Below are 23,154 nucleotides of genomic sequence, written 5' to 3'. Positions count from 1 at the left end.
GGAAAGCGAGGATGTTAGGCCCCTCAAGCCGGACGGTATATGATGGCTACTCCTTAATCCTTGATCATGCGTCCGGACTTATGGCCCTGCCCGCGTTTGCCGACGAATCCGATGCCGCCAGCGAGCTGCTGCTCGGCATGCGCCTGGTGGGCGTCAATTACCGCCGCATCGAGCTGGCCAGGCCCTTCGGGATCGGCTTTGCCGGCGAGCCGGGACACGCCCAGTTCCATTTCATCGGGCGCGGGCCCGTGCTCCTGCGCACCCACGACGACAGGCTGCTGTCCCTGCAGACAGGCGATGCCGTGCTGCTCCCGCAAGGCCGTCCGCACGTATTGGTCTCGTCGGCCGACGTCGCGTCGCGGGATGTCACGGACTTCCTGGCCACGCCGCTGTGCAACAGCGTCGCCAATATCCATCCGGACTGCGATGCCAGCGTGCAGGCAGATGGTGCGCTGATCTTCAGCGGATGCATGGAATTCGAGCTGGGAGGCATGCAACCCCTGGTCACGGCGATGCCCGAGGTAATGCTCGTGAGCACCCTCCTCGACCGCTCTCCGGAGCTGCGCCCCATGCTCGACGCTATGGAACGCGAGTCCTGCAACAAACGTGCAGGTTTCGCCGGCATTCTTGCCCGGCTGGCTGACGTGATCTCCGCGATCATCGTGCGCGGATGGGTCGAGTCGGGATGCGGCGAAGCGTCGGGCTGGTTGAAAGGCCTGCGCGACCCTCGCCTGGGTAAGGCCATCGTCGCCATGCACCGCGATCCGGGCCGGAACTGGACGGTCGCCGAACTCGCCGACGAAATGGGCAGCTCGCGCTCTGTCTTTGCCGAACGCTTTCTCGCCGTCACCGGCATGACACCGGTGCGCTACCTCACCGAGTTGCGCATGCGCCTCGCCGCCCAGTGGATAGGCCGCGACGGCTCGACCATCGAGAGCGTGGCCTTCCAGCTGGGCTACGGCTCGCTGGCCGCGTTCAGCCGTGCGTTCAAGCGGGTTATCGGCGAGCCGCCGGGGGCTGTCAGGCACGCGTCGCGGTAGTCCGTTGCCCTGGTATCCTTGAATAAGGAGGCCCCTTATTCAAGGATATCGACTTATCCTTGAATAACCTCTAGGCTTATTCAAGCTTAGCAGTAGACAAAAGCGTCCCATGCGCCGACAGGACCTGAGTGCCAATCGACAGCGCTGCCTCGTTAAATGCGACGAGCCGCATGCGCATTGCCACGCGCTGGTTCCACCCGCCACGGCCCGAATCCTGGCGTTAGGGCACCACGCAAATGCGGCTATCAGTCGCGCGCACGAGTCGCTTGGCCGCCTTCAGGACGCGGCGGCCCACATTCCGAATACGGAACTCATCACACGGTCACTCGCACGCCGCGAGGCCGTGCAAAGCTCGCAGATCGAGGGGACACGGACCCAGCTTTCGGAGCTACTGGAGTACGAGGCGACCCAGGGCAACGATGGGGGCACCGCTGATGCCCAGGTTACCGAGCGCTACGTGGTCGCTCTGAAGGACGGCCTGGATGCTCTCGAATCACGCGACACTCGTGGACTGACGCTCGATATCGTCAAACGCCTGCATGACGTCCTGATGCAGGGAGCGCAGCAACACGTCCGGCCCGGCGAATGGCGCGATACACAGGCGTGGATCGGCTCAGGGCGTATCGAGGATGCGACCTTCGTTCCGCCGCCGCCTACGTTTATCGATGCTTGCATGCAAGAGCTTGAGACATCCATGCTTCGCTACGAGACGAACGAAGACGAGTACCACTTGCTTGGTATTGTCGTCAGACTCGCTATCACTCATGCGCAGTTCGAAACCATCCATCCGTTTGCCGACGGGAACGGACGCGTGGGACGGCTGCTCATGCCGCTCATGCTGGCCGAGTCGGGTTACCCGCCGCTCTATCTTTCAGGCTTCCTGCTGAGGCATCGCCATGCGTATTACAGCAGCCTCGCGGGTGTACAGCTCAAGGATCAATGGGATGCCTGGGTAGAGTTCCTGTGCAACGCCGTGGTCGACGCATGCGACACGTCGCTCTCCATCGCCCGTGATATGAACGACATTCTTGCCATGTGGATGGCCAGGCTCGTCGATATCCGTTCGGATGCCGTGGCACATCGCCTCCCCACGCTGCTACTTGGTCACCCGGTGACGAGCATCAGCGAAGTGGCACTGCTCCTGCACACCTCGTTCCAGACAGCATCCACCGCAGTCGACCTGCTGGTCGACCGCGGCATCCTGCAGGACCGTTATCCGGAGCGAAAGCGCAACCGGATATTCCGTGCGTCCGATGTATTGGAGCGACTCGAACGCAACTGATCCATCAAAGGAACTTGTAATTGAACGTCAGCGTGACACTGTTCGGCGGCGCGTAGTACAGGTCGCTGTACTGATCGAGGACGAAGTACTTCCGGTTGAGCAGGTTGTCCGCATTGAGCTGCAGCGAGGCCTGCGGCGAGAACGCGTACTTCGCCATGGCGCTCACCAGCATTACCGACGACTGGTTCACGGTCTGCGGGCCTTCGGGGCCGTCGACCGGTGCATGGCTGGCCGACTGCCAGTTCGCGCCGCCGCCGACTGTCACGCGGTTCCAGCTTCCCGGCAGCGTGTACGTGGTGAACAGCCGAACCAGCGTACGCGGCAACGACGTGCTCAACGCCGTACGCGTGCCGTCGTCGCCCAATCCCTTGATGTTGAAGTGCGACCAGCCCAGCGTCGCGTTCCACGTATCCGACAACTGCCCGGAGACTTCGGTTTCGAAGCCGCGCGACTTGGTGCCGTTGACCGGGTGATACGCCTGCGTACGGCCATCCGGAAGGAACTGGCCGACGTCGGCCTCAGCCACGTTGTCCTGGCGTGTCTCGAAGAAGGTTAGCGACGTATTCAGCAGGCCATCGAAGTGACGCCCCTTGATACCGATCTCGCGACTGCTACCCGTCATGGGATCCAGGAAGCTGCCGTCGGCACGACGGTTGTCCTGCGGGTCGAAGATTTCCGTATAGCTGACAAACGCGGAATACGTCGGGTTGATCTCGTAGATCAGGCCGGCATACGGAATGGTCTTACTGTCCTTCTGGTGGAAGGTACCGGCGGACACGTCGTCGGTATCGTTCTTCCACTTGGCGTAGCGCGCGCCGGCGATGAGCTTGAGCGGATCGGCCAGCTGCAGGCGCGCGGCGACATACAGGCCATTCTGCACCGTGCGTGACAGGGTCGTGCGGTCGCCCGTGGCTGCGAAATCCGGGAACGGATAGTCGCCACTCCAGTCGAGGAAGTTGTCGATCGGCGGAAGGTCGCCGTGCGCGTTCTCGGTGGAGTCCTTGGTGTAGTGCGAACCGCTCGCACCCACGACCAGTTCGTGCTCGCGGCCGAACGCTTCGAATGGACCCGACGCATACAGATCCAGCATGTTCTGCCGGCCGCGATCGCGGCCCTGGTAGGCGAACGGATCGACGCCCGCGCCCGTGTCGCGATTGGGGAAGCCGAACACGTAGAAAAGCTGCGAGTCACCCTGCGTCTCGCGGTGGCTGGCCATGGCGTGCGCCTGCCAGCCGTTGTCAAATTCGTGCTTGAGGTCGATGAAACCGGTCTTGGTGGTGTTCGTCCAGCGACTCCAGTCGGCTGCACTGCTGAAACCACGACGCCACTCGATGGATCCGCCATCGTCGTAGAACACCGGGTACGACCCCCAGGTCACGCCCTTCGGCTTGGACTTCTGCCAATCGAAACCGACACTCAGCGTCGTGTTTTCGCCAAGGTCGGCATCGACCACGCCGTAGAGCACATCCTTCTTGTTGCTGTAGCGATCGAGGTAGGAATTACCTTGATCGTGCGTCGCAACCACGCGTCCTCGCACGCTGCCGGAGGCGTTCAGCGGCGTGGATACGTCCACCGACTCGCGCTGGTTGTTGTACGAGCCGTAGCTCACCGTGGCGTCCGCCTGCAGCGTGCGGCTATCGGCATGCTTGCGCACGAAGTTGATCAGGGCCGACGGGCTGCCGGCGCCACTGAGCAGGCCCGACGCGCCGCGTACGACTTCAATGCGCTCGTAAATCGAGGTATCCAGCGTGCCGTCCGCTGAGCCTGCATTGATGCCGGGTGCCACGGGCACACCGTCGTACGCCATGTTCTCGATCTGGAAACCGCGCGCGTAGAACAGCACCCGCTCGGAGTCGTACGCACTGGAGAACACACCGGTCGTGTTGTCGAGAACGCTGCGCACCGACGTCAGGTTCTGGTCTTCGATGCGCTGTTCCGTGATGACACTTACCGACTGCGGCGTGTCCTGCAGCGAAAGAGGCAGGCGCGTGGCGACGGCGGTCTGGTCGACGGTGTAATTCGACGTGCGCTGGCCGCGGACCTTCACCGCATCGAGCGTGGTGGCGGCGCCGTCGGAAGTTGTCGACTGGGTCTGCGCGATGGCGGGAACGGAGAAAGCAAGACCGATGGCCAGCGAAAGCAGCCGCGGACGGCTGGTGCGGAGTTCAAACATGGGAGGACGCCCCTACTGCGTTTTGGACTACACAAGCGGGGATTCCGCTTGCAAGAGTTCACGACGGGGGCTGGCTTGACACGGCTGGCAAGTCGATTCGGGGCGAAGTGTACCAAAAATGTGGGAGTCGACGAATCGGCTCCCACAGGGGTAACGGCGTTACGGGACGAAGACGACTCGGGCTTTGCCGGTGTTGTCATCCCAGGCCATCTGGACGTCCGATAGCGGAAGGACGTGCGTGGCGATCTGCAGGCCGGCGGGGATCGCAGCCGCGAAGACGTGGCCTACGGCGGCGAGCAGGTCGGGCAGCGGGATGCTCTTGATGCCGCTACCCATGAGCATGATGGCCGACGACCTCAACGCGGCTCCCGGAAGGGTGATGTCGCCGCCGCTGGAGCTGCCGACCTGCACGAAACGCACGGGACGCGCGTCTTCGACCGCGCTGGCTATCGCCACGATAATCGTCTGGGCGCTCTTTCCCCAGAGGTAGTCGGCGACGACGTCGATCCCGTCCTTGAACTGCTCCTCGAGCGCTGCGCGGAATGGGAGATCCCCTTCGGAGTCGCTACCGTCGAGCTGGAATGGCAGCACGACATCGGCGCCAAGTGCCTTCACCGCTGCGAGGGCCGTCGCATCGCGGGCTGTCGCGATGACTTTGCCCGCGCCCAGATGCTTTGCCAGTTGCACCGCCAGGCGGCCGGCCGTGCCGGTCGCGCCGTTGATCAGCACCGTGTCGCCTTGTTTGACCTGCGCGCGGTTGACGAGGGCGGCCCAGGCGGACATGCCGGGATTGGCCAGTGCGGCGGCGGTGACGTCGTCGAGACCTTCCGGCACCGGGATGCAGAAGCCGGCGCGTACACGCGTCATGTCCGCCATCGCGCCGAAGGGGGCGCCGGGCAGGATGAAGTACACGCGGCGGCCGTCCTGCGTCACGCCAACGCCATCGGAGCCCGCGATAGCCGGGAACGCGGCGTCGGCGCTGTAGTGGGTGCCAGACGCCCGGGACTTCGTGAACTGGGTGAGCGCCGCGGCTTTCACGGTGAGGAGCTCATGGCCCGCCTGCGCGGTGGGCGCTTCGAAATCGGAAAACACAGGCGACCTGCCTGCTTCGAATACGACGGCAGCTTTCATGGGACACCTCCATATATTCTAACGTTGTTAGATTCAATCTAACCATGTTAGATTTGGTTTGCAACCCCTTCCGAGGCAGGCCTGCATGAAAGTGAATCGCGACATCATCGTGCAGGCCGCCTTACGCCTTCTCGACGAGACCGGCCTGGAAGACCTGACCCTACGCAAGCTGGCCCAGGCCCTGAACATCCAGGCGCCCACGCTCTACTGGCACTTCAAGAGCAAAGACGCCCTGATCGACGAGATGGCCACCCTCGTCCTGACCAGTGGCGCCGCCAACCTTGTGCCTGACGCTGCATCGAAGGATTGGCAGCTCTGGGTATCCACGTTCGGACAGGGCCTGCGCAAGACGCTGCTGACCTACCGCGACGGCGGCCGGATGATCGCCGGTACGCGCCTGACCAACACCCTCTTCCAGGAAACCGCCGAACGCATCGGCGGGCATCTCACCCAGGCGGGCTTCTCAACCCGTCAGGCCGTCACCCTGCTCAGCGCGGTCTACACGTTCACGGTGAGCTTCGTGATCGAGGAACAGGCGGTGTTCCCGAAACCCGGCGAGCGCTCGCCGGCTTACGATATCGAAATGCGCAAGACGCATCTGGATCCGGATGCCTTTCCGCTCCTTCGCGAAGCCGGGGAAGTGCTTTTCGACCGGTTCGACCAGCGTTTCGGTGAAAGCATCGACCTGATGCTTCGCGGTGCGGCGACGCTGCTGGACGCAAGCCCTCAATGACCGAACTGAGCTCGCTATTGGAGGACGTTCGCGCGTGCACGATCTGCGCTGCGCACCTCCCGCTCGGCCCGCGCCCGGTCGTGCAGATGTCTGCGTCCTCGCGCATCCTCATCGCCGGGCAGGCGCCGGGACGCAAGGTGCATGAGACCGGCCTGCCCTTCAACGATGTGAGCGGCGACAGGCTGCGTCATTGGCTGGGCTTGAGCCGTGAGACCTTCTACGACGATACGAAACTCGCCATCCTTGGGATGGGCTTCTGCTTTCCGGGAACCGGCAAGTCGGGTGACCTTCCGCCGCGGCCGGAGTGCGCGCCCGCATGGCGGGCACCGCTGCTCGCTCAGCTGAAGAACGTGCAGCTCACCCTGGTTCTTGGGCAGTACGCGCTGGCGTACCACCTGCCCGGCCGGGGCAAGACCCTCACGGAAGTCGTCGCCGGATGGCGGCGTGACTGGCCCTTGATCGTGCCGCTACCGCATCCGAGCCCGCGGAACCAGGCATGGCTGAAGCGCAACCCGTGGTTCGAGGAGGATGTGCTTCCTCTACTGCGCATGCGGGTCGAGGAAGTGCTGCGCGACGATGCCTGACATACCGCAGGCGACGCTCCAGGTCAGCTCTGGAAGAGGCTGATCTGTGCGGTCGTGAGGTTGGAAAAACTGTCGCCCAACGGGCCGAGAATCGCATCGGCGATCGGTTGCAGCTGGCTGGTGAGGTAGTGCTCGTAGTCGATCCGCGACTCGCGCGCCTCAAGTGGCTCGGGGCCATTACGCGTGATCACGTAGCTGATCCAACCGCCGTTCTGGTACTGGCGCGGGCGCTGATTGCGCACGTTGTAATCGTCAGCCATGCGCGCAGCCCGCACCTGCGGCGGAGTGTTGCTTTGATAGTCGGCCAGCTTGCCGCGTAGCCGCTTGCGGTACACGAGAAGATCGTCGAACTCACCGGCAAGCAGGCTGCGCATGTAGTCGCGAATGAAATCGGCGTACGGCTGCTCCTTGAAGATGAGCAGGTACAGCGCCTGCTGGAACTTCTGCGCCAGGGGCGTCCAGTCGCTGCGTACCGTTTCCAGGCCGCGATAGACCACCTCTTCCGAACCGTCTTCCGAAACGACCAGGCCGGCGTACCGCTTCTTGCTACCCAACTCGCTGCCGCGAATGGTCGGCATGAAGAATCGCTGGTAGTGCGTGTCGAACTCGATCTCGAGCTCGCTCTCGAGCCCGAGCGTTTCGGAAAGATGCTCGCGCCACCAGCGATTCACGCGCTCCACGAGGTGATCGGCGATCGCCGACGCCTCGGCCTCGCTACGGCGTTGCTTCAGCCAGATGAAGATCGAGTCCGTATCGCCGTAGATCACCTCGTAGCCTTCGGCTTCGACCAGTTCGCGCGTGCGCCGCATCATTTCGTGGCCGCGAAGGGTGACGGCCGAGACCAGCTCGGGATCGAAGAAACGACAATTGGGTGCGCCGAGCACGCCGACGAAGGAATTCATCAGCAGCTTGAGCGACTGCGATTGCGCCTGGTTACCCTGCCGCTTCGCCTCGTCGCGACGCTCCCATAGCTGGGTAACGATCGCAGGCAGGCAGTGTTTCGTACGCGAGAAGAACCGCCCATGTACGCCGGGCACGGCCGCCGCCTCCGACGTATCGAGTCCGCCTTCGGCGAGCCCGACCGGGTCGACCAGGAAGCTTCGGATGATCGACGGATACAGGCTCTTGAAGTCCAGCACGAGCACGGAGTCGTACAGTCCCGGCCGTGAGTTCATCACGAAGCCACCGGGGAAAGCCTTCTCGGCGATATCACCGACGTTCGGTGCCACGTAACCTTCGCGATGCATGCGTGGCAGGTACTGGTGATCGAACGCGGCGATGGAACCACCGAAGTGGTCCGCCTGCAGGCCGGTCACGTGCGCGCGTTCGAGCATGAACTCGAACAGCTTTGCCTTGGCGAAGATCCGCGTGACCAGCTTGCAATCCCTAAGGTTGTAGCGAGCCAGTGCCACCTTGTCCTCGTGGAAACGGCGCTCGATCTCGGCCATGCGATGGTAGGGATCGTCGATCGACTTGCCTTCGCCGAGCATCGTCTGCGCGACGTTCTCCAGGCTGTAGGACGAAAAACTCCACTGCGCCGAACGCACGGCTTCGATACCGTCGATCACCAGCCGCCCGGCCATCGGCGCGAACAGGAAGCCTTCGCGGCGGGAGTGGCCGCGCCATTCGATCGGCTGCGCGCCGCGTCCCAGCAGCAGCGGAACACCGTGCTTATCGGCATGCGCCTGAAGGATGCGAAGGTCGAACTGCACCACGCTCCATCCGATGAGTGCATCGGGATCATGCTCGGCGAACCACGCATTCAGGCGATGGATGATCTGCGCGGGATCCGTCACGTATTCGAGATCGAAGTCATCCGGCGGAACATCGTTCGGGCCGGGGGCGCCCAGCATGACCACCTGCCGCTGGCCGCAGCCTTCCAGTGCCAGGGAGTAAAGGTCGCCTTCGGCGCTTGTCTCGATGTCGAGCGACACCACGCGTAGTGTTGGCCGGTAGTCGGCAACCGGCCTGAGCTTTGGGTCGAGGATGGTATCGCCCTCCTCCACACCGCCCTCGAGCGTGACCGCCGCCGTGATAAAGCGCTCCATCATGTAGCGCTCAGGCGGGCGTATATCCGCCTCGTAGAGCGGCACGCCACGTTCGCGGAGTCGCTTCTCGAGCAGCATCATCTGCCGGTGGCTTCGGGTGTAGAGACCCAGCACGGGCTCTTGCGAGAAGGTCTTCAACGGCAGTGGGCGGATCTCGACGCTGGCAACACGGCGTGCGACGCCTTCGATGTCCGCCTGCTGCGACGTTTTGGCGAAAGCCACGGACTGCTGCGCCGTGATAACAACGCGTTTCGGCCCCTCATCGGTAGCCAGCCAGAACTCGACGTCCGTGCCGTGACCCGTGTCCCGCCAATGGCGGGTAAGAATGAAACCCTGTCGGGTCGGGGACGTCACGGCGGGAGCCTGTCGGTTGCCAAGTCCGGAATTGTGCCATCCCTTCCGTGGAATAACTGCTATCGGCCCGGGCTACTACTCCGCAGGCGGCCCTGCCCCACTTCGTATCCCCCCTTTCTGCGGGAGCCGATTCATCAAGCGCTCCTCTTCCGTGATGACGATCCCCGTCGAGCTTGCCGTTACCCGTTCACGGCGGGAAGTACCGATACGGACTAGGATTCATGCCAGTCCAAACGTTCAAGACATGACGAATGCTTCGGCGAATAGTCCCCCGTCTCCAAACAAGGCCTACCGTATGAATGACACCGTTCTCAGCAAGAGCTTTCTCGACGCGCAGCGCGAGCGCCTTCTTACCCTGCGCAAGCAACTGGTCGGCACCGCGGACGCGGCAGGCAATGAAGAAAGCCTGCTCCAGCAGACCGCTGGCGGCGAGCCGCAGGATTCGGGCGACGATGCGGAGCGCTTCGCGCAGCAGGACCGCGACGAGTCGATCCTCAGCCACAACGAGGGTCGCCTGACGATAGTCGACCGCGCGCTGGAAAAGCTCGACGAAGGCACCTACGGCATCTCCGACGGCAATGGCGAAACGATCTCGAAGGCCCGCCTGGAGGCTATCCCCGAGACGATCTACACGATGGAAGAAATGGAAGCGCGCGAGCGCGCCGAGCGCAACGCGCGCTGAAGGAAATGTAGGAGCCGCTTCAGCGGCGATAGCCAGGTTGCCCCACCCCTATCGCCGCTGAAGCGGCTCCTACATTGAACCGTCCTTCAAATGAGCTTTGGTCTCCGGATCAGCTCTTGTCTCCGGATCAGCTCTTGAAGAATGCCAGCAGGTCGGCATTGAGCTCGTCGGCATGCGTGGCCGAGAGACCGTGCGGCGCGCCCTTGTAGATTTTGAGCGTCGCACCCTTGACGATCTTCGCCGTGAGCACGCCCGCATCCTGGTACGGCACGATCTGGTCGGCATCGCCATGGATCACGAGGGTCGGCACATCGAACTTCTTCAGGTCGTCCGTGAAGTCGGTCTCCGAGAACTGCTTCACGCAGAGGTATTGACCGAGGACGCCGCCGGCCATGCCCTGTGCCCAGAACGCATCACGCATGCCCTGCGAGGCTTTCGAGTCCGGCTTGTTCGCGCCGAAGAAGGGACCCGACAGATCCTTGTAGAACTGCGAGCGATCCTTGGCGACACCAGCGCGGATACCGTCGAAGACTGAGAGCGGCAAACCGCCCGGGTTGGCGTCCGTCTTGACCATGATCGGCGGGACAGCACCGATGAGCACGGCCTTGGCCACGCGCTTCGTGCCATGACGGCCGATGTAGCGTGCCACTTCGCCACCACCGGTGGAGTGACCGACCATGAAGGCACCCTTGACGTCGAGATGGTCCAGCACGGCGGCGAGATCGTCCGCATACGTGTCCATGTCGTTACCGAGGGCCGTCTGGGTGGAACGACCATGGCTGCGGCGGTCATGCGCAATCACGCGGTAACCGTTCTGCACGAGGAACAGCATCTGCGGATCCCAGGCGTCCGCGTCGAGCGGCCAGCCATGGGAGAACACCACCGGCGTACCGGTACCCCAGTCCTTGTAGAAAATCTCGGTGCCGTCTTTCATCTTCACGAAGGAGCCCGCCGAAGCAGCACCCTGGCCCGACGCGGCGGCCGCGCCAGCCGGGCGAGCAGCGGCTGCGGTTGAATCGTTGCTCATTTTTTTGCTCCATGGGCTTGAGGTAGGAAGAACAGAACAGCGCAGCCAGCCTAAGTGCATGCGCACGGTTGATATTGCACATTCGGGGCAAGAACACCCCGAACGACGCGAGCCGCGCATCGTTTCGCCACGGAACGAAACTGCAAGGAGCACGGACCCACCTGCTGCTACGTTGCAGTCATGGCATTACGAATCGGCATCGTGGGTGGTTCGATGGGCGGCTTGTTCGCCGCGAGCGCGTTGCGCGCGGCAGGCCACCACGTGCACGTTTTCGAGCGCTCGGCACGCGGCCTCGAGGGCCGGGGCGCGGGTCTTGTCGGCCAGCGTGAGCTTTACGCCATCCTGCGCATGCTCGGCTGTGAACAGGCGGCCCGTGTCGGTGTGCCCGCGCATGAGCGAATCACGTTCGCGCGCAACGGCAGCATCGCCCAGCGCCAGGTGATGCCGCAGACACAGATTTCCTGGGACCACCTCTACCGCACGGTGCGATACCTGCTGCCTCCCGTGGCGTACCGCGTCGGCGCTCGCGTGATCCGCATCGAGAACACGGCAGCGTCGGCGGCCATCGTGCTCGAAGACGGCGAGCTGCTCCGCTTCGACCTGGTCATCGGCGCGGACGGCGTCGGCTCCATCGCGCGCCCTGCCGTGAGTCACGGGCCCACCGCCAGCACCTATGCCGGCTACGTCGCCTGGCGTGGACTGCTCCCTGAAACGGACCTTCCCGCCGACGCCGCCACGGTCCTGTCCGAACGGTTCGCGTTCTACCACATGCACGGCTCGCAGATTCTCGGCTATCTCGTCCCCGGCCCCGGCGGCGAGACAGCCCCGGGTCAACGTCGCTATAACTGGGTCTGGTACCGACAAGCCACCGAAGGCGCAGCCCTTGACCGATGGCTTACCGGCAGCGACGGACGGCTACGCGAGTTTTCCGTGGCGCGCGGGGAGGTGCCGGCTGTCCTTCGCAACGAACTCCTGACAGCCGCGCGCGATGCACTGCCCGCTCCGTTCGCCCTCGCGGTGGCGGCCGAGCCAACCCCGTCCATCCAGGGCATCTTCGATTACGAGAGCACGCGCATGGTGCGCGATCACGTAGCTCTGTTGGGCGATGCGGCCTTCGTAATCAGGCCGCATACGGCGATGGGTGTCGCCAAGGCGGCGGGAGATGCCATGGCCCTCGTGGCCGCGCTCGGTCGCCTGCCGCTGGAGAAGGCCCTGGTCGTCTACGAGGCCGAACGCCTCGCCGAGGGCCACCGCCTTGCCGTCCTTGGAAGGGAGCTGGGCCGCCCGCTCGCACCCTGAATTGCCGACCTCAGCACATTTGTCGCATCCGGTGCCTGCCCGCGATGGACGCCGGCAACGCGGCCCCATATGCTTGGCCGAAGGGGATTTGGGGTAGATCGTGTCCGAAGTGACGACTAAGAGCATCCTTCACACGCGCCCGTCGCATTTCGTGTCGGGGGTTGCCACAGGCATGGCCGTGACCGGCCCGACCGACGACGGTTTTCTGCACCTGCATTTCTTTCGCGAAGTGCAGCGCATCACCAATGACGACGTGCCCGCCCGTTCGCTGGCACCCAATGAGGTGGAGCTGGCCTGGGGCCACGCGGAAGCGAACATCCACCTGCATCGGGAAGAAGTCGCGGTGATCTCCATCCCCGTGGGACGCCTGCCCATTATCAGCACGAGCATCGCCCGCGCCATGCGCTTCGTCGCCACGCTGTCCGCGCGATAGCCAAACCCGTCGGTTGTGCACACAATGAACCCATGACGGGCAGTCGTGGCGCAACCCATTCGATGCTGGTGCGCGCCCTGGCGTGGCTTTTAGGGCTGTGCTCATCGACCGCGGGCGCCACGGGGGCTACCGCTCCGCCGCCGTCGCAGTTCCAGCACATCGCCTGGAGCACGGCCGACGGTGCGCCGCCGGACATCTGGGCCATGGCGCAAGCCAACGACGGCTACCTCTGGCTCGGCACCGGTGACAATCTGTACCGCTTCGATGGCGTGCGCTTCGAAAGTTTCCTCGATCGCGACGGCCATCCCCTGCCCGCCAGCAACCTGACCGCCCTTCTCTGGTTACCCGGAAACGAGATGTGGCTGGGCTATTACGAAGGCGGCATGGCGCACGTCAAGGACGGCAAGGTCACCAGTTACCACCAGACCGATGGCCTCGCCGAAGGCTGGGTCTCGTCGTTCGCGGTCGATCATGACGGCACGGTCTGGGCGTCCATGCAGGCCGGCCTGCTCCGTTTCGATGGACACCGATGGGAGCTGATCGGCGATGCGCAGGGATTCCACGGCGGCCATGCCGGCTGGGTACTGTTCGATCCGGCCGGCAACCTGTGGGTCACCGGGCGCGATCATCTCTTCCTTATGCGCCGTGGTGAGCACCGTTTCGTGCAAACGGGCGCGACGCTCGAGTTGAATACGCGCATCTCCCGCTCGCCCGATGGCACGCTGTGGCTCTCCGACGGCGACCGCAAGGTGCACGCCTTACCCGGGCTCACGGCGGAGCATCCCGACACCGTGACCGCAGCCGATACCGGCAACGAGCCCGTGATCCATGCATCGCGCCTGCAGTTCGACAGCGATGGTCGCTTGTGGGGCGCCGATCCGGCGCAAGGCGGCATCTTCATGGTCGAACACCCTGCGACTGCAGCCGCCGGCACATGGTTGCATCCCTCGCAGATCACGCAGCGCTTCGGCATGGCCACCGGAATGACCTCGGACCAATCGGGCGCCTTCCTGAGCGATGCGGAACACAACCTCTGGGTCGGCACGAATTTTGGCCTGGACAGCTTTCGCCGGGCCAATGTCACGGTCATTCCGGATGTCACGGCGAATCCCGAACGCATCTACAGCATGAGCGTCGATTCGACGGGTCAGCCGTGGATCGTCAACGGCAGCACCCTTTACCGCTGGCGTGACGGGAAGCTCGAGCCGTATTCCGCCTTCCCTTCGCGCGTCTACGAACTGAGCACCGATCCGCAAGGTGCCCTGTGGTTCGCAACGACTGATCATCAGTATCGCCTCGCGAACGGCAAAGTCACGGCATGGCCGATGCCGGCGTCGCCCCTGCCCCTGTCGCCGCGCGCCAAGACCAGCGATGGTCATGGCGGCTTGTGGATCGCCTTCGACCTGGCCGGCATCTATCACTTCAACGAAGGTGTGTGGCAGCCCTGGGACCCCGGCATTCCGCATCCGGGCAACGTAGCGGCGATGGACCGTGCCCCGGACGGAACCTTGTGGATCGGGTTCTCCGGCGATCGCATCGTCAGCTTCGACGGCCACACTCGTCACAGCTTCACCGCGGCGGATGGCCTCCACCTCGGGGCGACGCTATCACTGGAGACCAGCAAGGGCGATGTTATCGCCGGTGGCGAGACCGGTCTGGCGTGGAACGTGTCGGGCCGCTTCAAGAGTCTCCACACGCTGGCCGACCTTCCCCTTGCCGGCATCTCCGGTGTCGCTCGGGACAAGCGCTGGATCTGGCTGAACACCAGCAAGGGCGTTGTCCGCATCGCGCCAGCCGAACTACGCCGTGCCATGGACGAGCTCGCCTACGTACCGACTTTCCGGCTGTTCGACTCGCGCGACGGCCTTCCAGGCATTGCGCTGCAATCGGTCGAAACCTCGACCATCAGCATCGACAACGCGGGACGCGTCTGGGTGGCAACCAACAAGGGGCTTGCCTATATCGATCCCGCCAGCATCCGCGACAACCCGCGGCCGCCGCCGGTGCTTATCCGGTACCTCGAAGCAAATGGCGAACGCATCACGGACACGGCCGCGATCACGCTCAAGCCACTGACGCGGCAACTGCAGATTGCCTATACCGCGACGAGCCTGTCGATTCCCGACCGGGTGCGCTTTCGTTACCGCCTCGATGGCGTGGACACCGAATGGCAGGAGGCGGGCGATCGTCGCGAGGCGTTCTACACCAATATGAAGCCCGGTACCTATCGATTCCGGGTCACGGCCGCCAACGAAGACGGCATGTGGAATACCACCGGCACCAGCTTCACTTTCCGTATCGAGCCGGCGTTCTACCAGACATGGTGGTTTCGCATTGCCTGCGTGCTGCTTGCACTGTTGGTGGCGGTCATCGTCGTCATCATCCGGTTCCGACATTACGCGGCACAGCTGCATGCACGACTGGAGGAACGCCACCGGGAAAGGGAGCGCATTGCGCGGGACCTCCACGATACGCTGCTGCAATCCATTCACGCACTGGTCTTGCGCTTCCAGCTTGCCGCCGATCGCCTGCCTCGCGACGAGCCGGCGCGAAGCGACCTTGAAGACGCCATCGAGCGCGCCGACGAGGTGATCATCGAAGGCCGCAACCGTGTCGCCGAATTGCGCGGCCCGGGCGAGGGATTACGTGACCTCGCACCAGCGATCGAGAAAACCGGCCGCCAGCTCGGTGCGATGCATGGCTTCGTGTTCGAACTACAGCAACGTGGCACGCCGGTACCGCTACAGCCGCTGGTGGCCGAGGAATGCTTCGCCATCATGCGCGAGGCATTGATCAATGCCGCTCGACATGCCGATGCGACGCACGTCGTCGTCGCCGTCGAGTTCGGACGAGCGCAGCTCTATCTTTCCGTCACCGACGACGGCGAGGGCATGGAACCCACACTCGCTGTCGCCGGGCGAGAGGGCCACTTCGGGCTGGGCGGCATGCGTGAACGTGCGGCGCGCGTGGGCGCCACGTTCAACCTCACGACATCACCGGGCCAGGGAACGATGATAACGATCTACCTCCCTGCCCGTCTCGCGTTCGATCGGCGATCACTCAATCCTTAGTGTGCAGGCGTCGCCACTCACCAGGACTGCATGTCGTCAGTCGCGAGAAGATGTGATTGAAGTACGCCTGCTCGCCGAAACCGCATTCGCCCGCGATCCGGGTCATGCTCATGTCGCTGCCTTCGAGCAGGCGCTTGGCGTGGCTGACGCGTGCTTCGAGGCGCCATGCACGCGGCGACATCCCCGTGGCTACACGAAACGCCTGCGAAAAAGACGTCTGGCTCATGCCGCAGGCTACTGCGACATCGCGTACGGTGACCGCCCGGTCGGGATCGGCCAGTAGCTCCCGTGCGCGCAACATCTGCGCCAGCGATAAGCCCTGGCCGACGTTGATTGCAGAAGCTGCGGGACCGTGGCGCCGTGTTGCGCCACAGGCGGCCAGTGCGGCGAGAAGCAGGTGCATCCACGGGCTTTCGCAGGCGCCATCGCGCGCAGCGAGCGAGATCAGCGACATCACGGCTGAGGCAACCTCGGACATCGGCTCGGGCAGGGTCCACTCCACATGCAGGGCTGCAGCGGCAGCCTGCGTCGAGGTGAGAGAGCAACGGGTTTTCATGCCGGCAGCCCGCCGATACCGAAGCCCTGACGCCAGCGGCGCGGGCACATGCCCACGGTCCGGGCGAACGCGTGGGAGAAATGCGACATCTTGGCGAAGCCGCAGGCGGCGGCAATATCCGCATAACTTCGATCGGTGTCGGCCAGCAGCTGCCGCGCCATCGCCATGCGACGTTGCATGCGCCACCGATACGGTGCCATGCCGACCGATGCCCCGAAAGCACGTGTGAAATGCGCACGCGACAGCCGGCACGCGGCGGCGACCGCTTCGATGCTTACCGGCTCGGCGAGATCCGCTCCAAGGAGGTCGAGTGCCTTGCGCTTCTGCCACGCGGCGAGGATGCCCTTGGGCGTTTTGCGCCGATGCGTCGTCGTCGCTGCAAGGATGGCGGACACATGGACGGCGATCGATGAATCCGTCGAGCCCTCGCGTTCGAGCCATCCAGCGAGACGCGCCAGCGCGTCCGCGGCGTCCATACCGGGCGTATAGGCCGTGCCCTGATCGGTACGCGACGTGCCGGCCGCCAGTCGTCCGCTGAGGATGATCCGCGTATGGCAAATCGTGAGCAATGTCGGTGGTGTCGCGGTGTTCGGCGAAGGGTCGTGAATGGTCATGACCTTGGCTCCGTCGTAACGGCACGTGATTCGCGCCCCTACGTCATCCTAGGCTGCCCCTCTGCCTGCCGCATGCCCTGCCCGAGGTCCTTCCGCCCCCCACGGACGGGGGATGCGCGATCTATCTCGCGCCTTGCAAGGTTTGACCGAACACGCCTGCCACCCCGTGTGGCAGCGCTCGCCAGTACGAGGGCGCGGCGCTCACGGTGCCACCGAGTGCGGCGGCGGCGTGCCAGCCCCATCGCGGGTCGTACAGCATGGCGCGCGCCAGCGCGACCATGTCCGCGCTGCCCGCCGCGACGATGTCCTCGGCTTGCGACGGTTCGGTGATCAAGCCCACTGCCATGATCCGTGCACCGGGTACCTGGCGCAGCGTGGCCGCCATGGGCACCTGGTAACCGGGTGCGACGGGAATGGCTTGCCTGGGTGACACGCCGCCGGACGATGCGGTAACCCAGTCCATGCCGTGCTCGACCAGCGCGGTGGTCAGCGCGACGCTCTGCGCAGTGTCCCAGCCTCCGGGCACCCAATCCGTCACCGATAACTTCACGCCTACCGGACGGTTATCCGGGAACGCGGCGCGTACGGCGTCGACGATCTCCAACGGAAAGCGCATGCGGTTCTCGAGGCTGCCGCCGTATTCGTCCTCGCGATAATTGGCCAGCGGAGAAAGAAACTGATGGAACAGGTAGCCGTGACCACCATGGATTTCGAGCGCGTCCAGGCCAAGCCGGGCAGCACGCCTCGCTGCCATGGCGAAGGCGTCACGCACGCGTCGCAAACCTTCGCGGTCCAGCGCGACGGGCGGTACTTCGTCGGGCCGCTGGGGCACCGCCGAAGGTGCGCATGCCGCCCAACCACCGTGGCCGGCTTGCAGCTGCCCGCCGCCTTGCCACGGTACGTCGCTGGATGCCTTACGGCCGGCATGCGCCAGTTGCAAGGCGATGGGCATCGACGACACATTGCGCACGGCGGCGAGTACGGCATGCAGGGCAGATTCCGTCGCGTCGTCCCACAGGCCAAGATCACCCGGCGTGATTCGCCCGATGGCTTCCACCGCCGTGCTTTCGATGATCAGCAAGCCGGCGCCCGACTGCGCCAGACCTCCGAGGTGCACGAGATGCCATGCGTCGGCGCGCCCGTCACGTGCCACGTACTGGCACATCGGTGAGACCACGATGCGATTGGCCAGAGTCAGGCCACGCAGGGATAGCGGGTTAAAAAGCGCACTCATCGCGGGATCCCTGGGGCTGTCCGATGCCTGCGTCATCGTTTCATGGGCCGGGGAGACGCACTTGTCTGACTTCGCGCGCCTTGTAGAAAAATGGGGTCACGCTGCTACAAATCGACGTGCGTCAGGGCTCGATGATGCCGCGACGCACAGCGATCGTGACCGCATGGGTCCGGTCCTGGGCCTTCAGCTTCGCCAGGACGTTGCTCATGTGCGCCTTGATCGTGTCCTCGGTGACACCGAGTTCCTGGGCCACTGCGCGATTGGAATTGCCGCCGGCCACGCAAGCGAGTACCGCGGTTTCCCGTTCGGTCAGGGTTTCATCGATGAGGTGTGCCGCGATGTCCGCCGCGACTTCCGGCAGGATGTAGGGACGACCGCCGCGCACGCTGCGAATGGTGTCGACCAGTTCCGTGCGCACGGCGCTCTTCAGAAGATAACCACCCGCGCCGGCGCGGATGGCCTTCAGGGCCTGCACGTCGCCCTTGTAGGTAGTGAGCACGACGATAGCTGCATCGGCATGCCGCTTCCGCAGCCGCGCAATGGTTTCCACCCCACCCATGCCGGGCATCTGCAGGTCCATCAGGGTAACGTCCGGGCGCAGCGCGTCATAACGCGCCAGGGCGCTCTCGCCGTCGCCCACCTCGCCGACAACGGTCATATCGGACTCGCGGTCGACCACGGCGACGATGCCGCTGCGCATCAGCGGGTGATCGTCGACGACAAGAACACGAATAATCGGATCGTTTTCCGGCATGGGCGCGAGTATAGGCTTCCCGCAGCGGAACGTACGCGAGGCGCCTGGCCATGGCTTGACCGAACCTGATGGTTTTTCTGAAAAGTAACCTCATTGCCGACATCTGCGCGCGCAATGGTTGTCGCGCACAAATTATGCATTTTCGTCGCGTATTCCGACGTGAGGCCGACAAGGCAGGTGGCTACAGTGGCGTTGAAATACGGAAGATCCCATGACTTCGCCTCAACGCCGCCAACCTCACGACCCCGCTCTTCGCTCGGTGAGCACCGGCTGCGGTGCATCGCTTACGGCCATCGACAGCACGCGCACGCCGGGTTACCAGGCGCATGTTGCGCTGGCGCCCGGCCTCGTCCTGATCGCCGTGATGAGCGGTGCAAGGCACCTCACCTTCCCGGGTGAGCGACACGGTGTGGATGAGGGGAAACCCGCCATGGCCACGCGGGTCGTTGCGCTCGAAGCTCCCTCGATCCTGTGGATCCGCGGTGAGGTGGATTGCGTGATCGCCAATCTCCCGCCCGCCGCGCTCGGCCTGCCGATGTCCCCTTTGTGGGACCACGTCGCCACGGACAGGCATTTTCCCGGTCGGGTGGATCGCACGCTTTACGAGCTGGTCGCCGCCGCCCTTGCTGACGAGAGCACCGAGGGCTTCAATCCCATGGTGCCGCGATTCGTCGTCGGTGCCATCGTGCAGCACTACATCGGCAGCTACCTGCAGGGCCAGGGCCGCATACCGAAGAACGGTTCGCCGTTGGCAGGCTGGCAGCTGCGTGCGACCGAGTCGTCGGTCTGCAAGGCGATGGACGGAACGATACGCATCGACTCGCTGGCCAATGCGTGTGGCCTCACACCGGCGCAGTTCCGCCGTGCATTCAAGCACAGCACAGGTACGACGCCCCATCGCTGGCTGCTGCAATACCGCCTGGAACGTGCCCGCGAAGAGCTGCTCACCACCGACAAGTCGGTTACCGAGATCGCCCTCGTCTGCGGCTTCGCCGACCAGAGCCACCTCACCCGCCAGTTCTGTGCCGCCTATGGGGCTCCGCCCGCACAATGGCGCCGCAGCGCGCAGCCCGAGGGGGCCTGACATGGCCGGCGCCGCCAGCCTGCTTACGAAACGGTTCCGGCTGGACGACGCTCCTACCCTCGTTTCGTCGGTGTCGGGTGTCGCAACCCTGCCGATCACGCGGCTCCGCTGTGAGCATGACGACCATGGCACGACGGCGCCCGTGCCGGCGACGGATGGGTACGCCATTCACATGATCATGGAAGATGTCCACGACATCTCCCTGTCGCTTAACGGGAGGAAGGTGCACCACGACCGCATCCCGCGCGGCGGCATGCTCCTGCTCAATCTCGACGGCAATCCGGCGGGCACGTTCCACCGCCCGTTCAACTTCATCCGCTTCGGTCTCGAACAATCCACCCTGGAACATCTATGCCTGATCAACGGACAGGCTCCCCCCGCGCGACTCAGGCGCGTGGAACTGGGCACGCAAGACAAGGTGCTGCTACACCTGGCCGGCGCCCTCTCCACGGCACTCGATCACTGCGACGAGGTGAACAGCCTCTTTTTGGACCAGGTCGTGATGGCGGTGCACTCACGTCTCGTTTCCGCCTACGGAAACCGCTCGCCGTCGGAAGCATGGACAGCCGGGGGCGGTCTCGCGCCGTGGCAGGTTCATCGTTCCAGCGAGCTAGTTGAAGCACGCCTGGACGGCAAGCTTTCGGTAACGGACCTCGCGAGCGAATCGCGTCTGTCACCCAAACATTTCACACGGGCGTTTCGGCACACCTTCGGCATGCCGCCTTATCGCTACCTGCTGCTTCGCCGCGTGGAGCGCGCGAAGAAACTCCTGCTGCTCAACCAGCTGAGTCTGGCAGAGGTGGCCCTTCGTTGCGGCTTCGCCGGACAAAGCCACTTCAACCGCATTTTCGCGGCAAGTACGGGCCGCGCGCCCGGCGCATGGCGCAGCGACATGGGCCGCCGCACGCCCTTCGGGTTTGAAGGCTAGAAAATGCAGGAGCCGATTCATCGGCGATAGCTGTGTGTGGGAGCCGATTCATCGGCGATAGCCAGGCTGCCGCGGATCCATCGCCGATGAATCGGCTCCCACATACTTACTTGTCGGCTCCTACACTCCTTACTTCGCGGGTGTCTTCGCCGCTGCTTCGATCAATGCGGCCACTTCCATCGGGTGCGAGATGTACACCGCATGCGATGCCTTGATCTCCGACGTCTTGCTGTTCGCGCGCTTGGTCATGAAGCGTTCGAGGTCCGGATTGATCGAGCGATCTTCGGTGGCGACGATGGCGAAGCTCGGCTTGGTCTTCCAGGCGGCCTGCGTGATCGGCTGACCCAGGGCAGCCGCGGAGACGAACACCTGCGAGCGCGCCATGAAGTCGGCCTGCGCCTTGGGCAGGTCGCCAGCGAAATCGGCAGCGAACACCGTCGGATCGATATAAAGGAAACCATCAGCGGTCGGCTTGATGCCCTTGCCCGCCGCGGGCGTCTTCTGCAGCAACGCACCCGGCACTTCGCCGGTATCCGGCTGCAGGGCGGCTACATACACCAGCGCGGCGACCTTCGCGTCATTACCAGCTTCGGTGATGATCGCGCCGCCGTAGCTGTGGCCGACCAGCACCACTGGGCCTTCCTGCATATCGATTACGCGCGTGGTCGCCTTGACGTCGTCCGCGAACGAGGTTTCCGGCTCCTGCACGATCGACACGTTATAGCCCTTCGCAAGAAGAATCTTTGCCACGGGCTGCCAGCCGGAACCATCAGCGAACGCACCGTGCACGAGCACGATGTCCTTGATGTGTCCTGCCGGCGCCGCGTTGGCGGAAGCGGAGCCGAGGATCATGGCCAGGGCCAGGGCTAGCGCGATTTTGCTCTTCATCGTGTCACTTCTCCTGAAAAGAGCATCCTCCCAGCCGTCCGGCGCACGGACTTGCGTCACGTGCGCCGGATTGGCTAAAAGGCGCGCGCCGCCGATAGCGCCACGTGCACGCCGTCACGCATCGAGCGCTCGGCGGCCTCGACGAGGTCGTGCATGCGAATGGCGTCGTTGAAATCAGGCGCTGTGTGTTCGCCGGTAGCGACATCGTGCGCATAAGCTGCGTACAGGTGTGCCAGTTCGAGTACGGCAGACGGAAGACCCGACGAGGGCAGCGAGTCGTAGGCTGCCGGAACCGGCATGGCAGCAAGCGGCTGGTTGTCGCCATGGACCCCGGTGATCTCGTAATCGTCGCCCACACCACCGAAGGCCGAGCTGTTGATGATGCGCAGGTCGCCCGCATCACCCGTGATGTCGATCTGAACACCCGAGCCGTTTCGCTTTCCACCCTCCACATGCACCGAGAGCACAGCGCCACCAGGAAGCACGCCATTGAGCACCAGCTGGTCCGGTGTCGTGGTGGGGATGACCTCGCCCGTCTCGCGGATCGTCACCTTGTCGAACTGATTGACCAGCAGCGCCGAAATCGTGGTCGGCCAACCGACGGCGGCGAGCAGCATGTCGACGAAATGACCCGCATAGATGGCCACGACGCTGGAGAAATTCTCCGGCGGGACCGTCCAGCGCAGCGACTGTCCACGTAGTGCCTGGAAGTAATTCATGCTTACGTGCATCCGCACCGAGCGCAGCTTGCCGACGAATCCCTGGCCGACGAGGTCGCGCAGATAGCGTGTATGCGGCGCCGTGCGACGTTGCAAGCCCACGATATGACGCACGCCCTTCTCGCGAGCCGCGGCTTCGAGCTCGCGCGCCAGGGATGCGTTGAGCGTCAGCGGCCACTCGCAGTACACGTCCTTGCCCGCGGCGATGGCGGCACGCACCGCCTCTTCGTGCTGCGGTGCTGTCGTCAACACCACGACGAGATCGACCTCGGAGTGGTTCACCAACGCGTCGAGCGAGTCCACGACGTGACGAAACCCGTACTGCTGGGCGCCTTCAGCGGCGGCCGAGGCGCGCTGGCTGTAAAGAGCGGACAACTCATACCCGGGCAACAGGTCGAGCACCCTGACGTGGCCATGCTTGGCCCAGTTGCCGAAGCCGACCAGGCCGACGCGAATGGGGGGCGTGTTCATGAAAAGAACCTCGTGAAGGGGATGGCGCCTTAATGCGGCCGGGAACCAC

At 64.2% G+C, this 23,154-nt stretch carries 20 protein-coding genes; 10 read left to right on the top strand and 10 right to left on the bottom strand.

Going from position 1 to position 23,154, the window contains the following annotated elements:
• Window positions 1-80: 80 nt before the first annotated feature.
• Together ACVWWJ_RS08865 and ACVWWJ_RS08860 are read left to right on the top strand one after the other, a co-directional pair.
• Window positions 81-1,040: an AraC family transcriptional regulator gene (locus tag ACVWWJ_RS08865; protein WP_456967454.1), complete on the top strand. Its 960-nt coding sequence runs from the start codon at window positions 81-83 to the stop codon at window positions 1,038-1,040.
• Between the two features lie 109 nt (window positions 1,041-1,149).
• Window positions 1,150-2,322, top strand: coding sequence for a Fic family protein (locus tag ACVWWJ_RS08860; RefSeq protein ID WP_456967453.1), 1,173 nt, complete (start codon window positions 1,150-1,152; stop codon window positions 2,320-2,322).
• Between the two features lie 4 nt (window positions 2,323-2,326).
• Here the strand turns inward: ACVWWJ_RS08860 and ACVWWJ_RS08855 are convergent, their stop codons facing one another.
• Window positions 2,327-4,495, bottom strand: a complete 2,169-nt coding sequence (locus tag ACVWWJ_RS08855) for a TonB-dependent siderophore receptor (RefSeq protein WP_456967452.1) — start codon at window positions 4,493-4,495, stop codon at window positions 2,327-2,329.
• A 159-nt stretch (window positions 4,496-4,654) separates the two neighbouring features.
• Window positions 4,655-5,626, bottom strand: coding sequence for a quinone oxidoreductase family protein (locus ACVWWJ_RS08850; protein ID WP_456967451.1), 972 nt, complete (start codon window positions 5,624-5,626; stop codon window positions 4,655-4,657).
• 85 nt (window positions 5,627-5,711) lie between these two features.
• Here ACVWWJ_RS08850 and ACVWWJ_RS08845 point away from each other — a divergent pair, with 85 nt between their 5' ends.
• The gene (locus tag ACVWWJ_RS08845) at window positions 5,712-6,359 is read left to right on the top strand and encodes a TetR/AcrR family transcriptional regulator C-terminal domain-containing protein (protein ID WP_456967450.1); all 648 of its coding nucleotides are present in this window, start codon (window positions 5,712-5,714) and stop codon (window positions 6,357-6,359) included.
• Window positions 6,356-6,943 (top strand): uracil-DNA glycosylase family protein, encoded by a 588-nt coding sequence (locus ACVWWJ_RS08840; protein ID WP_456967449.1) that lies wholly within the window; start codon window positions 6,356-6,358, stop codon window positions 6,941-6,943. The genes ACVWWJ_RS08845 and ACVWWJ_RS08840 overlap by 4 nt, the downstream gene beginning before the upstream one ends.
• A gap of 23 nt (window positions 6,944-6,966) precedes the next feature.
• Here ACVWWJ_RS08840 and ACVWWJ_RS08835 read toward each other — a convergent pair whose 3' ends face one another.
• Complete coding sequence (locus ACVWWJ_RS08835; protein WP_456967448.1) at window positions 6,967-9,345, bottom strand: DNA polymerase II; 2,379 nt, start codon at window positions 9,343-9,345, stop codon at window positions 6,967-6,969.
• A gap of 295 nt (window positions 9,346-9,640) precedes the next feature.
• On the opposite strand from ACVWWJ_RS08835, the gene ACVWWJ_RS08830 reads away from it, so the two are divergent.
• Complete coding sequence (locus ACVWWJ_RS08830; protein ID WP_159891096.1) at window positions 9,641-10,027, top strand: TraR/DksA C4-type zinc finger protein; 387 nt, start codon at window positions 9,641-9,643, stop codon at window positions 10,025-10,027.
• Window positions 10,028-10,154: 127 nt separating this feature from the next.
• Here ACVWWJ_RS08830 and ACVWWJ_RS08825 read toward each other — a convergent pair whose 3' ends face one another.
• Window positions 10,155-10,961, bottom strand: a complete 807-nt coding sequence (locus ACVWWJ_RS08825; protein WP_456969685.1) for an alpha/beta fold hydrolase — start codon at window positions 10,959-10,961, stop codon at window positions 10,155-10,157.
• A gap of 273 nt (window positions 10,962-11,234) precedes the next feature.
• Between ACVWWJ_RS08825 and ACVWWJ_RS08820 the strand changes: the two genes are divergently transcribed.
• The 3 genes from ACVWWJ_RS08820 (at window position 11,235) to ACVWWJ_RS08810 (ending at window position 15,857) form a co-directional block, all read left to right on the top strand.
• Entirely contained in the window at window positions 11,235-12,353 is a 1,119-nt protein-coding gene (locus tag ACVWWJ_RS08820; RefSeq protein WP_456967447.1) for an FAD binding domain-containing protein, read from the top strand.
• A gap of 178 nt (window positions 12,354-12,531) precedes the next feature.
• A complete protein-coding gene (locus ACVWWJ_RS08815) occupies window positions 12,532-12,786 on the top strand; it encodes a hypothetical protein (RefSeq protein ID WP_456967446.1) in 255 nt (84 codons plus the stop codon).
• A gap of 32 nt (window positions 12,787-12,818) precedes the next feature.
• Window positions 12,819-15,857 carry a sensor histidine kinase gene (locus ACVWWJ_RS08810; RefSeq protein WP_456967445.1) on the top strand — a complete coding sequence of 1,013 codons (3,039 nt, stop codon included), beginning with the start codon at window positions 12,819-12,821 and terminating at the stop codon, window positions 15,855-15,857.
• Here the strand turns inward: ACVWWJ_RS08810 and ACVWWJ_RS08805 are convergent.
• The 4 genes from ACVWWJ_RS08805 to ACVWWJ_RS08790 form a co-directional block, all read right to left on the bottom strand.
• Complete coding sequence (locus ACVWWJ_RS08805) at window positions 15,847-16,413, bottom strand: helix-turn-helix domain-containing protein (RefSeq protein WP_456967444.1); 567 nt, start codon at window positions 16,411-16,413, stop codon at window positions 15,847-15,849. The genes ACVWWJ_RS08810 and ACVWWJ_RS08805 overlap by 11 nt on opposite strands.
• Entirely contained in the window at window positions 16,410-17,027 is a 618-nt protein-coding gene (locus tag ACVWWJ_RS08800) for a helix-turn-helix domain-containing protein (RefSeq protein ID WP_456967443.1), read from the bottom strand. The genes ACVWWJ_RS08805 and ACVWWJ_RS08800 overlap by 4 nt, the downstream gene beginning before the upstream one ends.
• Before the next feature lie 121 nt (window positions 17,028-17,148).
• Entirely contained in the window at window positions 17,149-18,261 is a 1,113-nt protein-coding gene (locus ACVWWJ_RS08795) for an NADH:flavin oxidoreductase/NADH oxidase (protein ID WP_456967442.1), read from the bottom strand.
• 121 nt (window positions 18,262-18,382) lie between these two features.
• The gene (locus tag ACVWWJ_RS08790) at window positions 18,383-19,015 is read right to left on the bottom strand and encodes a response regulator (RefSeq protein WP_456967441.1); all 633 of its coding nucleotides are present in this window, start codon (window positions 19,013-19,015) and stop codon (window positions 18,383-18,385) included.
• A gap of 211 nt (window positions 19,016-19,226) precedes the next feature.
• Between ACVWWJ_RS08790 and ACVWWJ_RS08785 the strand changes: the two genes are divergently transcribed.
• Both ACVWWJ_RS08785 and ACVWWJ_RS08780 read left to right on the top strand, forming a co-directional pair.
• Window positions 19,227-20,099 carry a helix-turn-helix domain-containing protein gene (locus tag ACVWWJ_RS08785; RefSeq protein WP_456967440.1) on the top strand — a complete coding sequence of 291 codons (873 nt, stop codon included), beginning with the start codon at window positions 19,227-19,229 and terminating at the stop codon, window positions 20,097-20,099.
• A 1-nt stretch (window position 20,100) separates the two neighbouring features.
• Window positions 20,101-21,027: a helix-turn-helix domain-containing protein gene (locus ACVWWJ_RS08780; protein WP_159891114.1), complete on the top strand. Its 927-nt coding sequence runs from the start codon at window positions 20,101-20,103 to the stop codon at window positions 21,025-21,027.
• Between the two features lie 129 nt (window positions 21,028-21,156).
• Here ACVWWJ_RS08780 and ACVWWJ_RS08775 read toward each other — a convergent pair whose 3' ends face one another.
• On the bottom strand, window positions 21,157-21,915 hold the full coding sequence (locus ACVWWJ_RS08775) for an alpha/beta fold hydrolase (protein WP_456967439.1): 759 nt from the start codon (window positions 21,913-21,915) through the stop codon (window positions 21,157-21,159).
• 74 nt (window positions 21,916-21,989) lie between these two features.
• The gene (locus ACVWWJ_RS08770) at window positions 21,990-23,105 is read right to left on the bottom strand and encodes a Gfo/Idh/MocA family protein (RefSeq protein ID WP_456967438.1); all 1,116 of its coding nucleotides are present in this window, start codon (window positions 23,103-23,105) and stop codon (window positions 21,990-21,992) included.
• Window positions 23,106-23,154 lie beyond the last annotated feature (49 nt).

The organism is Luteibacter sp. HA06 (genome assembly GCF_054061215.1).
This window is presented reverse-complemented; position numbering and strand designations above follow the sequence as displayed.